This is a genomic window from Micromonospora sp. WMMB235 (assembly GCF_001855515.1).
In the GTDB taxonomy this organism is placed as follows: domain Bacteria; phylum Actinomycetota; class Actinomycetes; order Mycobacteriales; family Micromonosporaceae; genus Micromonospora; species Micromonospora aurantiaca.
The window spans coordinates 4,884,524-4,897,172 of sequence record NZ_MDRX01000001.1; the positions used below are offsets into that span (position 1 = coordinate 4,884,524).

Consider the following 12,649-nt stretch of genomic DNA (forward strand, 5'->3'; position numbering starts at 1 on the left):
CGACTGCGAGTTCAGCCTGCCCGGGATCGGGTGGCCCGGTCCAGCGCACGGTCCAGGACGACGAGCAGGGCGTCCCGTACCGAGAGGCGGTCCCGGGCGTCGAACTGCACCAGCGGCACGTGCTCGCCGATCGCCAGCGCCCAGCGGATCGACGGCAGGTCCAGGGCCAGCCGGCCGTCGAAGGCGTTGACGCCCACCGCGAACGGCAGGCCGGACCGCTCGAAGAAGTCGATCGCCGGGTAGCAGTCGTCGAGCCGGGCGCTGTCCACCACCACGAGCGCGCCGAGCGCGCCCCGGGCCAGGTCGTCCCACATGAACCCGAAGCGCGCCTGGCCGGGCGTACCGAAGAGGTAGAGCTTCAGGCTGCGGTCGATGGTCACGCAGCCGAAGTCCATGGCGACGGTGGTGGTGGTCTTGCCGGCGACCCCGCCCGGGTCGTCGATGCCGATGCCGGCGGTGGTCATCTCCGCCTCGGTGGTCAGCGGCGCGATCTCGGAGATCGCGCCGACAGTGGTGGTCTTGCCGACCCCGAACCCGCCGGCTATGAGGATCTTGACCGGGATCGGCGGCCGGGGCGCCGGTACCCGGCTGACGATCGGGGCAGGTTCGGCCGGCGGCACACCCGGCGGCAGGTACGGCAGTGGCGGCGTGGGCGGGGGTGGCGTGGCCCGGCCGATCAGCGGCGCCGGGCCGCCGTAGCGGCTCGGGGCGCTGTTGGCGGCCGGCCCACCCGTGGCGGCCGCCGGCCATTCAGGAGATCGCACGAAGTCCATCAATCACTCGCAGGATGATGTCGGGATCGAGGGCGTCGTCGACGTCCGCGACGTGCACGTCGAGATGGCCGGCGGCGCGAAGGTCGCCGACCAGCACCCGGGTCACCCCGAAGTGCATCCGGGTCCGGGCGGAGATCTCGGCCACCGAGACGGGCTCGGCGCAGATCGCGACGATCGCCGCCAGCTCCGGGGCCAACCGGGCGGTCACCGCCCACGAGGTGCTGCCCGGACGAGCGGTGACCTGGGTCTCCAGGCCGATCGCCGGGTCGCCGTCCACCCGTCCGGAGGTCAGCACGAAGGGGCGTGGGCCGGTCGGCTCCCCGTCGCCCGCGTCCGGCTCCGGCACCGGAGCGGACGCGTGCAGGAAGGGGCGGATCCGGACGCCGGGTTCCGGCTCCGGGTCCGCGCCGGCGGCCCCTGGGATCATTGCTGTACGGCGTTCTTCAGCTCGGCGATCAGGCGCGGACTCAGGGCGCCGCCGGCGCGGCCGGCGAACAGCGTCATCTCGTACGCCACGGTGCCCAGGTTCGCCGTGCGGTCGGCGACGACGCCGAGCACCGAGCCGCTGCTGATCGCGCTGATCAGCAGGTATCCCTCGGCCATGTCGACGATCACCCGGTTGAGCGCGCCGAGCGCGTACCAGCTCGCCGCGCCCCCGGCGAGACTGGTCATGCCGGAGACCACGGCGGCGAGCCGTTCCGCGTTGGACCGGTCCTTGATCGCGGACATGGCCATCAGCAGCCCGTCCGAGGAGACCGCGATCGCCTCCATCACCCCGGCGGTGCTGGAGGTGAACGAGTCGAGCAGCCAGTTGAAGGTGCGTGCCTCGGGGCTGAGGTCGCCGGTGGTGCTCTGTTCGACGTTCTCGTGGAGGAAGGGGCTGGTCACCGTGATGGGTCCTCTTCGTAGCGGCGGTCGGTACTGACTTCGCGCAGAGCACGGGCGACGCCCGCCTCGAACTCGCTGATCCGGTTGCGTACCTCGACGGGGTCGCCGGGGTCGGAGCTGGTGGGGGGCACGGACTGCGCCGGGGAGACGGACAGGTTCGCGCCGGGCACCCGGCGGCTGAGCCGGGGCCGTTCCGCAGCCGGGGGCGCGTGGTCGACGTCGCCCTCGGCCCGCCGTACCCCGTCCTGGAACGCCTCGACCAGGGCCCGGACGCTCGACGGGTCCGCCGGTACGCCGATCAGTGGTCCGCCGGTGGCCGGTCCGGCCGGGCCGGCGGGCGGGGTGGCCGGCAGGTTCGCGCCGGGCACCCGCTGCCGGATCGGCGAGCGGGTACCGGGCCGCCCGGCGGGCGGCCCGACCGGGTTCGGCCCGGTCGGCGCCGGCATGACCGGGGATGACCCGGCGGGCGCCGGGGCCGGGCGGGTGGCCGGCGGCGTCAGGGTCGGGCCGGTCGCCGGCCCGGCGGCCGGGGGAGCGGCCGGGGCCGGGCCGACGACCGGTGTCGGCGGGGAGACGTGCCCGGGACGCGCCGCCGGTCCGGCCGGCCGGGTGTCCGACGGCGGCCAGGCCGGCGGCGGACCGCCGGTGGCCTGGCCCTGGTCCTCGATCGGCTCCGCGGTGTCGGCCTGGTGGCCGAAGGCGTTCCACGGGTCGCCGCTGGACATGCTGCGCGTGGCCCGGGTCAGCAGCTCGGCGTCGAAGCCGGACGGCGCCTCGACGGCCGGTGGCTCCGGCTCGCGGGTGCCGGGCACGGCGGCCCGGCCGGCGCCGGCGCCGACCGGCTCGGGGCGGCGGATCACGAGCGAGGCGCCCGGGATCTCCAGGGCGGCGGTGACGCCGCTACCGGGGGTGTGGCTCAGCCGGACGCTCCAGCCGTGCCGGCGGGCCAGCCGGCCGACCACGAACAGGCCGAGCACCTCGGTCGGGGCGAGGTCGAGGCGTTCCCGCCGGGTGAACCGGGCGTTCTCCTCGGTCATCCGGTCCTCGGTCAGGCCGATGCCGTGGTCGACCACGACAAGTCGTGCGCCGCCGTCGGTCAGCTCACCGGTCACCACCACACGGGTGTGCGGCGGCGAGAACGAGGTGGCGTTCTCCATCAGCTCGGCGAGCGTCAGCACCAGGTCGCCCGCGATGGCGGGGGCCGCCGCCACGCCGGGCGGTACCTCCACGTCGACGCGGGTGTAGTCCTCGATCTCGCCGAGCGCGAGCCGGACCACGTCGGCCAGCGGGACCGGCGCCACGTGACCGTCCGAGCCGGTGGCGCCGGAGAGCACCACCAGGCTGCCCGCGTTGCGGCGCAGCCGGCTGGAGATGTGGTCCAGCCGATAGAGGTGCTCCAGGCGGCCCGGGTCGGTCTCCTGCCGTTCCAGCCGGTCGATGAGCGCGATCTGGCGGCCGACGAGGTTCTGCGTACGCCGGCCGACGTGGCCGAACATCTGCGCCACGTTGCGCCGCCCGGCGACCTGCCGCTCGACCAGCCGGGCGGCGGTGTGCTGCACCCGGTCGAACGCGCGGGCCAGGTCGCCGATCTCGTCCCGGGCGCTGATTTCCACCGGGTCGAGGCGTACCGGGGGGACCGTCTCGGACTCGTCGTCGGCGACCCGGGTCAGCTCGGCCTCGGTGACCCGGGCGACCCGCTCGGCGGAGCGGGTGAGCCGGCTCAGCGGCCGGGCCACCGTACGCGCCACCGTCATGCTCAGCAGCACCACGACGAGCAGGATCGCCGCCGCCGCCAGGCTGACCAGCCAGGCCGCGGTCAGGGCCTCCCGTTCCCGGGCGCGGGTCTCCGCGATGACGTCCGCGACGACCTTCTTCTCCACGAACTGGCCCAGCGTGATCATCGACCGGGCCGACGGGAACAGCACGTCCAGCGGCACCGGCGCGATCGCCTTGTCCGGATCCCGGAGGCTGTCCACCAGGAACGTCGGGCTGGTCCGGGCGGCCACCGCCGCGTCGTCCAGCTCGGCCACCTTCAGCTGCTCCGGCGTGATCAGCTTGCGGAACCGCCGGTTGTCGACGTTGAGCCCCGCCATGCAGGCCACGAACGACCGGGCCACCTGCGGATCGCCCGTCGCCTTCACCAGCACGATCTGCGTGGTGCACGAGCTCAGTGCCTCGTCGACGCGCAGCAGCGCGTCCAGGGCGAGCACCTGCCGTCCGGCCGCGGTGTCGGTGTCCACCTGGAAGGGCAGCCGTAGCGCGTCGATCAGGGCGGTGTCGACCTCGCCGAACACGGTCAGGATCTGCTGCGGCGTGGCCCGGCCGCCGAGCGTGGCGTTGCGGACGTCCTCCAGCCGGCGTACCCCGTCGAGGCTCTTGCGGACCGCCGTCGGCAGCGTCTCGGCGCGCAGGTCCGCGACCCGGTCGTCGACGGTGGCCGACTTCTGGATCAGCTCGGTCCGGCTCACCCGCCCGAGCAGCAGCCCGACCGACAGCAGGCGTTCCTGCTGGAGGTCCTGGACCAGGCTGCCGACCCGGCTGGCGACGCGGACGGTCTCGGCGGTGTCGGCTGCATCCCGGGCGGCGGTGACCCGGTCGATGACGACCGGTACGGCGAGTCCGACCATGCTGAGCAGCGGAATGATGACCAGCAGGGCGAGCTTGCCCCGGATGCGTAACCTACCGAGCAGCATCGAACGGCCTCCACCGGTCGGCGTCGCCACCGTGCCCCACCGCGACCGGCTGGCGGTCGGCCCCGGGCGCGGAGAGCGGTGGCTCCGGGTGGACAGTCGGCGCCGGCCCGGCCTCGGCCGGTTCCCGGCGTGCCGGGGTGGCCCGGGACCGGTCCCGGCGCAGCGCGGCCACGTGCAGCGCGACGATCCCGGCGATCAGCACCACCGCCGCCCCGGCGGCGATCCGGCCCAGCAGCCGGTCCCGCTCCAGGGCGTCGAGTCGTTCCCGCAGCAGCGCGTCGAGCTGGTCGAGGATGACCGTGCGGAGCTGCTTGGCGGCGTTCTGCGCGCTGATCCCGGCGCGGGTGAGCTGGTCGGTGCTCGGCGCGGAGCGGCCGGCGCCGGGCGCCGAGTAGACAGCGAACGTCTCCAGTGAGCGCTGGTAGGTGTCCAGCGGCGTGAGCACGTTGGCGCCCAGGTCGGTGCTCTCCGAGCTGTCGACCGCCGAGCGCAGGTCGGCGACCAGGTCGGTGGCGGGACCGAGCGCGGAGACGCGCAGCTCGGCCAGCTCCGCGCCGACCCGCGCGCGTTCGGCGGCGGGGCGCTTGGCGGACAGCCGGGCCAGGTCGACGAGCCGCCCGGCCAGCACCGTCGCGGTGGGCAGGTCCCCGCCGATGCCGTCCTGGAGGAAGAACGAGTCGGAGCGCGGGTCGCGGATCAGGCCGGAGCTCTCCCGTACCTTCCGGTAGAGGGCCAGGAGCAGGTCGGACGCCTCGCCGTAGGCCCGGTACGCGGCCTCGGGGTCACCGATCCCGCGGTCCGGCAGCGCCTCCAGCTTGGCCCGCAGCCCGGCCCAGCGTTCGTGGGTGCGCAGCTCGTCGCCGACGGCGTTGTCCACCTCCGCGACGCCCTCGATGGCGGCGGCGAGCGAGGCCCGGGAGACGGCCCCTTCGGCGACGGCGATGGCCTGGGCCTCCACCAGCGTGTCGGTGACCGGCCCGAGGGCGCGCAGGTAGCGGACGCCGAGCCGCTCCCGGCTCACCAGGTCGTGGTCGTCGGCGAAGTCGCGTTCGGCCTGGACGAAGATCAGCCCGAGCGGGGCCAGCAGCGCCAGCACCAGCACCAGGGCGAGCGTGCGGCCCGGTACGGCGGGCCGCCGGCGAACCCGCGACGCGGGGACTGTCATGGTGTGTCTCCTCCGGCGACGGCGGGGCGATCGGTGCCCCGGGAGGTCGCCGTACGCAGTCCCGTGCACCGGACCGGAAAAGTAGCCGAACCGGACGCGCGTGAGACCTCGGCCGATGAGTCGGCTTCACGTCAGTCCATTTTGGGTGACCCTGCGTCAGGGCGAAAGGTACGTAGCGTGTGATCGTGTTGCCGAGAAATGACATCGACGATGGTTTGCGCCTGTAGATGTGAATTCACATGATCCGAATACGTCCCGCTGGGATGCTCTGGACCTTTGGCGGATGACGGACGCTACGCGACGATCGGTGCAACCGGACAGACGTACGGCGGATCTCAGCGAATGCTCAGCCGTCGGCCCGTACCGTGTGGCGCATGAGATCAACCGCCGCGCGGCTCCGGCGCGCCCTGGCCGGCCATCCGCGCCGCATCGTCGCCGCAGTGGTGGTGGTCGTCCTCGTCGCCGCCGCGCTGGTCTGGGTGGCCCGGCCGCGGGGCGCGGACTTCCGGACCGAGCCGGCCCTGGTGACAGTGCGTTCCGGGCCCTCCGGCGACGAGCCGGTCGACCTGGACACCACGCTCTACCTGCCGGAGGACGCCTCGTCGTCGAACCGGGTGCCGGCGGTGCTGCTGGCGCACGGCTTCGGCGGGACCAAGGACTCGGTCCGCTCCGACGCCGAGGACCTGGTCGCCCGCGGGTACGCGGTGCTCACCTGGACCGCCCGCGGGTTCGGGCGCAGCGGCGGCCAGATCCACCTGGACAACCCCGACTACGAGGTGCGGGACGCGCAGCGGCTGCTCGACCGGCTCGCGCAGCGGCCGGACATCCGCCTCGACGCGGCCGGCGACCCCCGGGTCGGTGTGGTCGGCGGCTCGTACGGCGGCGGCCTGGCCCTGCTGCTCGCCGCGCAGGACCAGCGGATCGACGCGATCGTCCCGATGATCACCTGGAACGACCTGTCCCGCGCATTCCTGCCGGAGAGCAGCGGCCGGCAGCCCACCGACGGCGTGTTCAAGAAGGGCTGGGCCGGCATCTTCTTCGGCGGCGGCGGGAACGCCGGATCCGGCCCGGCCGGGCTCTCCGGGGCCACCGCCGCCGCACCGGAGGGCGCACCCGAGTCGGCCGGCCCGCCGAGCCCGCAGCCGGGCGCCGGGCCGGGCACCGGTGCCGGTCGCGCGCCGGCCGGCGCCGCCGACCCGTCCTGCGGGCGCTTCGCGGCCGACGTCTGCGCCGCGTACCTGCGCATCGCCACCACCGGCCGGGCCGACGCGGCGGCGGTCGAACTGCTGCGCCGGTCGTCGCCGGCCGGCGTGCTGGACCGGATCAAGTCGCCGACGCTGCTGGTGCAGGGCGAGGCGGACACGCTGTTCCCGCTGGCCGAGGCGGACGCCAACGCCCGGGGCATCGCCGCCGCCGGCACCCCGGTACGGGTCGCCTGGTTCACCGGCGGCCACGACGGCGGCTCCGGACCCACCTCCGACTCCGACCGGGTGAAGTTCCTGACCGCACAGTGGCTCGACCACTACGTCAAGGGCGACGGGGCGGCGCCCGGCGACACGTTCACGTTCTCCCGGATCGCCGGGTTCGACGCGCTCGACCGGGGCCTGGTGGCGACCGGCTTCCGTACCGCCGACTACCCGGGGCTGACCGGGCAGGACCGCCGCGAGGTGACGCTCGCCGGTCCGCCCCAGCCGGTCGCCGTACCGCCGAACGGCAACCCGGCGGCGATCTCCTCGGTGCCGTTCGCGGGCGCGCTCGGCTCGCTGCTGGACGGCGTCGCCGGTGACATCCCCGGCCAGCACGCCCGCTTCGAGTCGGCGCCGCTGGACGAGCCGGTCGACGTGGTGGGCGCGCCCACCGTGCGGATCAGGGCCGCCTCACCGACCGGCGAGGCGGTGCTCTTCGTGAAGCTTTACGACGTCGACCCGCAGGGCGCTGCCACGCTGCCCTCCGGCCTGGTCGCGCCGGTGCGCCTGACCGGCCTGCCGGCCACCGTCGACGCGGCCACGCCGGTCACCGTGACGCTGCCGGGGATCGTCCGGCGGGTCGAGGCCGGGCACCGGCTGCGGCTCGTGGTGGCGACGTCGGACCAGGCGTACGCCTCGCCCGCCGAACCGGCCGTGCACACGGTGGCGCTCGCCGACGGGCCGCTGACGCTGCCCACCGTCGACGCCACGCCGATCCCCACCACCGCCGCGATCTGGCGCTGGGCGCTGGCCGGCCTGCTCGTCGCGATCGTGGCCGGGCTCGTCGTGGTCGTGCTGCTCACCCGCCGCCGGCACCGTCGCCAGGACGACTCCGTGCACCCGGAGTACGCGGGCGTCCCGCTCGCCGTGCGCAACCTGCGCAAGGAGTACGCGGACGGCTTCGTCGCGGTCTCCGACGTGGACTTCGAGGTGCACCCCGGCCAGGTGGTCGGCCTGCTCGGGCCCAACGGCGCGGGCAAGACCACCACGCTGCGGGTGCTGATGGGACTGACCCAGCCCACCGCCGGGGAGATCTACGTCTTCGGTCACCGGCTGGTGCCGGGCTCGCCGGTGCTGTCCCGGATCGGCGCGCTGGTCGAGGGGCCGGGCTTCCTGCCGCACCTGTCCGGCCTGGACAACCTCAAGGCGTACTGGCGGGCCACCGGCCGGCCGTGGGAGGACGCGCACTTCGACGAGGCGCTGGAGATCGCCGGCCTGGGCGACTCGGTGCACCGGCGGACGAAGAAGTACAGCCACGGCATGCGGCAGCGGCTGGCCATCGCCCAGGCCATGCTCGGCCTGCCCGAGTTGCTGGTGCTGGACGAGCCGACGGACGGGCTGGACCCGCCGCAGATCGCCGAGATGCGCCGGGTGCTCCAGCGTTACGCCACCGACGGCCGGGCGGTGCTGGTCTCCAGCCACCTGCTGGCCGAGGTGGAGCAGACCTGTACGCACGCGGTGGTGGTGAACAAGGGGCGGATCGTGGCGTCCGGCCCGGTGGAGGAGATCGTCGGCGAGTCGCCGAGCGTGCTGTTCGAGGTGAGCGACCCGGACGCGGCGCGCACGGTGCTCGACCGGCTCGACGGCGTACGGGTGCTGCCCGACGCCGAGGGCGGGCTGGTGGTCGACACCAACGGCACCGCCCGCAGCGAGGTGGTGGCCGAACTGGTCCGCGCCGGCATCGGGGTGGACCGGGTGGTGCCCCGGCGCCGCCTGGAGGACGCGTTCCTCGCCCTGGTGGGCGAGAACTCTCGGGGAAGCGGGGACCGGTGATGGCGGGTTCGTCTGTGGCATCGTCGCCTGGTGGCGGCACGTCCGGTACGGCGGCGCCGGGCGCGGGCGGGGCGGCGGCCGGTTACCGGCCCTCGGCCACGCTCCCGTTCGGCGCGGAGTTCCGGCGGCAGGCGTCGCGCCGGCGTACCCAGCTCGCGCTGGGGTTCATGGTGCTGCTGCCGCTGATCATCCTGGTGGCGTTCCAGTTCGACGCCGGGGACGACGACGGCGGCGGGCGGGGCGAGTTCTCCAGCCTGGCCGACCTGGCCACGTCGGGCGGGCTCAACTTCACCCTGTTCTCGATCCTGGTGTCCGCGTCGTTCCTGCTGGTCGTGGTGGTGGCGCTGTTCTGCGGCGACACGGTGGCGAGCGAGGCGAGCTGGGGCAGCCTGCGCTACCTGCTGGCGGTGCCGGTGCCCCGGGCCCGGCTGCTCGCGGTGAAGCTGGTCGTCGCGCTCGCGTACTCCGGGCTGGCCCTGCTGTTGCTGGCCGGCACCGCGCTGCTCGCCGGCACGCTCCGGTACGGCTGGAAGCCACTGAGCAGCCAGGTCTCGGCCGAGCTGGCGCCGGCGGACGGGTTGCTGCGGCTGCTCGGCGTGCTCGGCTATCTCGCGGTCGTGCTGCTGGTGGTGGCCGGACTGGCGTTCCTGCTGTCGGTGACCACCGATGCCGCGCTCGGCGCGGTCGGCGGCGCGGTGCTGCTGTGGATCCTGTCCAGCATCCTGGACCAGATCACCGCGCTGGGCGGGCTGCGGAACCTGCTGCCGACCCACTACAGCAGCGCCTGGCTGGGGTTGCTGTCGACGCCGATGCAGACCGACGACGTGGTCAAGGGCGCGTTCTCGGCGGTCGTCTACGCCACGCTGTTCTGGGGCCTGGCCTTCTGGCGCTTCACCCGCAAGGACGTCACGAGCTGAGGTGATCGGACGGGGTCACCACGGGAGCGCCTCGGCCCATATCATGGGAGCGTTCCCATGCGATTGTCCCGCCTGCAAAGATATCGATTAACATCAATCGATACTCCCGCCATCCTGGACGGCGTCCGGCACCCGTACCAGGAGGTTCCCTATGATCCCGGCGCAGCTGAAAGACCCCGTGCTGTCCCTGTTCCGCATCGTCACCGGCCTGCTCTTCCTCTGCCACGGCGCCGCCTCGATCTTCGGCCTGTTCGGCGGCAACCCGGCCACCGGCGGTGCCGTCCCGTTCGCCACCTGGCCCAGCTGGTGGGCGGCGCTGATCCAGCTCGTGTGCGGCGCGCTGGTCCTCGTCGGCCTGTTCACCCGGCCGGCCGCGCTGCTCGCCTCCGGCTCGATGGCGTACGCGTACTTCGTGGTGCACCAGCCGCACCACCTGATGCCGATGCAGAACGGCGGCGAGCTGGCCGCGCTCTTCTGCTGGTCGTTCCTGCTGGTCGCGGTGCTCGGCCCGGGAAACTGGGCGCTCGACGCGCTGCTGGCCCGCCGCCGGTCCACCGCGACCGAGCCCGCCGCCGCGCCGGCCTCGGTCCCGGTCTGAGCGTTCGCACCGAACCAGATCCCGGTCGGGGTGCTCCCGTGCCGGGCTCTGGTTCCTACAGCGGATTGACCGGCGGAGTCGTGGGCGAGGGCGGGGCGGCCGGCGTGGGCGTGTCGGCCGGGCCGGGCTTGCGGCGCTCCCACGCGCTGACGCCCAGCCGGCCGGTGTTGCCGAGGTCGATCGGCCCGTCCAGGGCGACCGGGTGCGCCGGCCGGCCGGCCACCGGCGCGACGTCGAGTCCGGTGCCGTTCGTCGCCGGCACCGTCGCGTCGGTGACCAGGTTCCGCCAGATCAGCGCCGCGCCGGCCCGCTCGCCGGGGGCCAGCACGATCCGGGTGGGCGGGTGGTCGAAGCCGGAGGTGATCGGCTTGGCGCCCGGGATGATCCGCACCTCGATCGGGTCGCCGTCGGCGTCCCGGAGCGCGACCGCCGGATAGCCGCGCAGCTCGTACGGCCGGTCGCCGCAGTTGAGCAGGTCCAGGCCCATCGCCCGCAGCCCCATCGCGGCGCTCACCCCCAGCTCGGTGATCGCGACGCCCTCCGGCGAGCAGGTGGCGGCGGGCGTCGGCTCGGCCGTGGCGGCACCCGGCCGCGGCGGCGCCGTGGGCATCGGATCGGACACTCCTTCCGCGGGCCCCTGCGCCGGGGCGCAGGCTGCCATCAGCGTCACGCCGGTGAGGGCGCCGATCAGGCGCACCGATCTCCGCATCGGGTGATCATGCCACTCGGCCGCGCTCGGCGAGGACCGCATCGAGCAGGCCCGGGTAGCCCGCTGTGGTGGAGCCGGTCGCGGTGGTCGGACGCCGAGCCGGCCCACAGCGTGGGATCCCGAGGTGGCGCGGCCGTGAGCAGCGCCTAGACTCGGCGGCACAACTGAATACCTCATCCAGAGGGGCTGAGGGATACGGCCCGACGACGCCCCGGCAACCACCCGCACGCTCGACGACGAGCGACAGCGGGCAGGTGCCAATTCCGTCCCCGCCGCACCCGGCGATGCGGGGAAAGATGAGAGGAACTCCTCGACATGACGTCGACGCTTCCCGTCGCCACCGGTATCGACACCACCCTCAGCCCGGCCCGCGCCCTGGTCTGCCGTGCCTGTTCGGCGCGGTACCCGCTCGCCGCGCAGCACGCCTGCTACGAGTGTTTCGGGCCGCTGGAGGTCGACTACGACACCGCCGCGCTCGCCACCGTCACCCGTGAGCAGATCGAGGCCGGTCCGGACAACATCTGGCGGTACGCGGCGCTGCTGCCGGCCGGTCAGGACCCGGCCACCCGGGTCACGCTCGACCCGGGGCTGACCCCGCTCGTCGCCGCCCCGCACCTCGCGGCCGAACTGGGGCTCACCGCGCCGCTCTGGGTCAAGGACGACAGCGCGAACCCCACCCACTCGTTCAAGGACCGGGTCGTCTCGGTGGCGCTCACCGCGGCCCGCGCGCTCGGCTTCGCCCGCTACGCCTGCGCCTCCACCGGCAACCTCGCCAACTCCGTCGCCGCGCACGCGGCCCGGGCCGGCGTGCCGTCGATCGTCTTCATCCCCGGCGACCTGGAGCAGGGCAAGGTCGTCACCACCGCTGTGTACGGCGGCGACCTGGTCGCCATCGACGGCTCGTACGACGACGTGAACCGGCTCTGCGGCGAGCTGGTGGAGACCGACGAGTTCGAGGACACCGCGTTCGTCAACGTGAACGTCCGGCCCTACTACGCGGAGGGCTCCAAGACGCTCGGCTACGAGGTGGCCGAGCAGCTCGGCTGGCGGATCCCGGCCCAGGTGGTCATCCCGATGGCCAGCGGCGAGCTGCTCACCAAGATCGACAAGGCGTTCGCCGAGCTGGTCGAGATCGGGCTGGTCGAGGCGCCGGCCGGCGGCTGGAAGGTGTTCGGCGCGCAGTCGGCCGGCTGCAACCCGATCGCCACCGCGCTGCACGGCGACACCGACACGATCGTGCCGGTCAAGCCGGCCGGCATCGCCAAGTCGCTGAACATCGGCGACCCGGCGGCCGGGCTGTACGCGCTGGAGGCGGTGCGGCGTACCGGCGGCTGGATGGACTACGCCGCCGACGACGAGATCCGCGCGGGCATCCGGCTGCTCGCCCGTACCACAGGGGTGTTCGCCGAGACGGCCGGCGGCGTGACGGTCGCGGTGCTGCGCAAGCTGGTCGAGTCGGGCCGGCTCGACCCGGCCGCCGAGACGGTGGTGTTCAACACCGGCGAGGGCCTGAAGACGCTCGACGCGGTGGCCACCCAGGTCGGCCCCACCCACCGCATCAAGCCCAGCCTCCGCGCCGCCCGCGACGCCGGCCTCCTGGCCTGACCTTCCGGTCCTCCGCCACCTGCGCGGTGATCAAGGAGTATGTGTCGCCGGCCGGGCCGTTT

At 74.1% G+C, this 12,649-nt stretch carries 9 protein-coding genes, 2 pseudogenes and 1 riboswitch; of the genes and pseudogenes, 5 read left to right on the forward strand and 6 right to left on the reverse strand.

Going from position 1 to position 12,649, the window contains the following annotated elements; genetic code table 11:
* Window positions 1–11: 11 nt before the first annotated feature.
* Genes BFV98_RS21505 through BFV98_RS21525 form a run of 5 tightly spaced genes read right to left on the reverse strand, consistent with a single transcriptional unit; the run spans window position 12 to window position 5,519 of the window.
* Entirely contained in the window at window positions 12–773 is a 762-nt protein-coding gene (locus tag BFV98_RS21505; RefSeq protein WP_013288868.1) for an ATP/GTP-binding protein, read from the reverse strand.
* Window positions 751–1,200, reverse strand: coding sequence for a DUF742 domain-containing protein (locus BFV98_RS21510; RefSeq protein WP_013288867.1), 450 nt, complete (start codon window positions 1,198–1,200; stop codon window positions 751–753). The genes BFV98_RS21505 and BFV98_RS21510 overlap by 23 nt, the downstream gene beginning before the upstream one ends.
* Window positions 1,197–1,661, reverse strand: coding sequence for a roadblock/LC7 domain-containing protein (locus tag BFV98_RS21515; protein ID WP_013288866.1), 465 nt, complete (start codon window positions 1,659–1,661; stop codon window positions 1,197–1,199). The genes BFV98_RS21510 and BFV98_RS21515 overlap by 4 nt, the downstream gene beginning before the upstream one ends.
* Window positions 1,658–4,354, reverse strand: coding sequence for a nitrate- and nitrite sensing domain-containing protein (locus BFV98_RS21520; RefSeq protein WP_030272106.1), 2,697 nt, complete (start codon window positions 4,352–4,354; stop codon window positions 1,658–1,660). Before BFV98_RS21520 ends, BFV98_RS21515 begins: the two co-directional genes overlap by 4 nt.
* A complete protein-coding gene (locus BFV98_RS21525) occupies window positions 4,341–5,519 on the reverse strand; it encodes a hypothetical protein (protein WP_013288864.1) in 1,179 nt (392 codons plus the stop codon). The genes BFV98_RS21520 and BFV98_RS21525 overlap by 14 nt, the downstream gene beginning before the upstream one ends.
* A gap of 374 nt (window positions 5,520–5,893) precedes the next feature.
* Between BFV98_RS21525 and BFV98_RS33095 the strand changes: the two are divergent.
* The 4 genes and pseudogenes from BFV98_RS33095 to BFV98_RS21540 form a co-directional block, all read left to right on the forward strand.
* A pseudogene (locus tag BFV98_RS33095) lies at window positions 5,894–6,596 on the forward strand (alpha/beta hydrolase); the annotation flags it as partial.
* 104 nt (window positions 6,597–6,700) lie between these two features.
* Window positions 6,701–8,758: pseudogene (locus BFV98_RS21530) on the forward strand (ATP-binding cassette domain-containing protein); the annotation flags it as partial.
* Window positions 8,758–9,675 carry an ABC transporter permease subunit gene (locus BFV98_RS21535; protein ID WP_013288862.1) on the forward strand — a complete coding sequence of 306 codons (918 nt, stop codon included), beginning with the start codon at window positions 8,758–8,760 and terminating at the stop codon, window positions 9,673–9,675. The pseudogene BFV98_RS21530 and the gene BFV98_RS21535, both read left to right, overlap by 1 nt.
* A gap of 151 nt (window positions 9,676–9,826) precedes the next feature.
* On the forward strand, window positions 9,827–10,273 hold the full coding sequence (locus tag BFV98_RS21540; protein WP_013288861.1) for a DoxX family protein: 447 nt from the start codon (window positions 9,827–9,829) through the stop codon (window positions 10,271–10,273).
* A gap of 55 nt (window positions 10,274–10,328) precedes the next feature.
* Here the strand turns inward: BFV98_RS21540 and BFV98_RS21545 are convergent, their stop codons facing one another.
* Window positions 10,329–10,982: a DUF4232 domain-containing protein gene (locus tag BFV98_RS21545; RefSeq protein ID WP_255368193.1), complete on the reverse strand. Its 654-nt coding sequence runs from the start codon at window positions 10,980–10,982 to the stop codon at window positions 10,329–10,331.
* Window positions 10,983–11,152: 170 nt separating this feature from the next.
* A riboswitch (SAM riboswitch) is annotated at window positions 11,153–11,285 on the forward strand.
* 12 nt (window positions 11,286–11,297) lie between these two features.
* On the opposite strand from BFV98_RS21545, the gene thrC reads away from it, so the two are divergent.
* Window positions 11,298–12,587, forward strand: a complete 1,290-nt coding sequence (gene thrC / locus BFV98_RS21550; RefSeq protein ID WP_071097597.1) for a threonine synthase — start codon at window positions 11,298–11,300, stop codon at window positions 12,585–12,587.
* The last annotated feature ends 62 nt before the right edge of the window (window positions 12,588–12,649 follow it).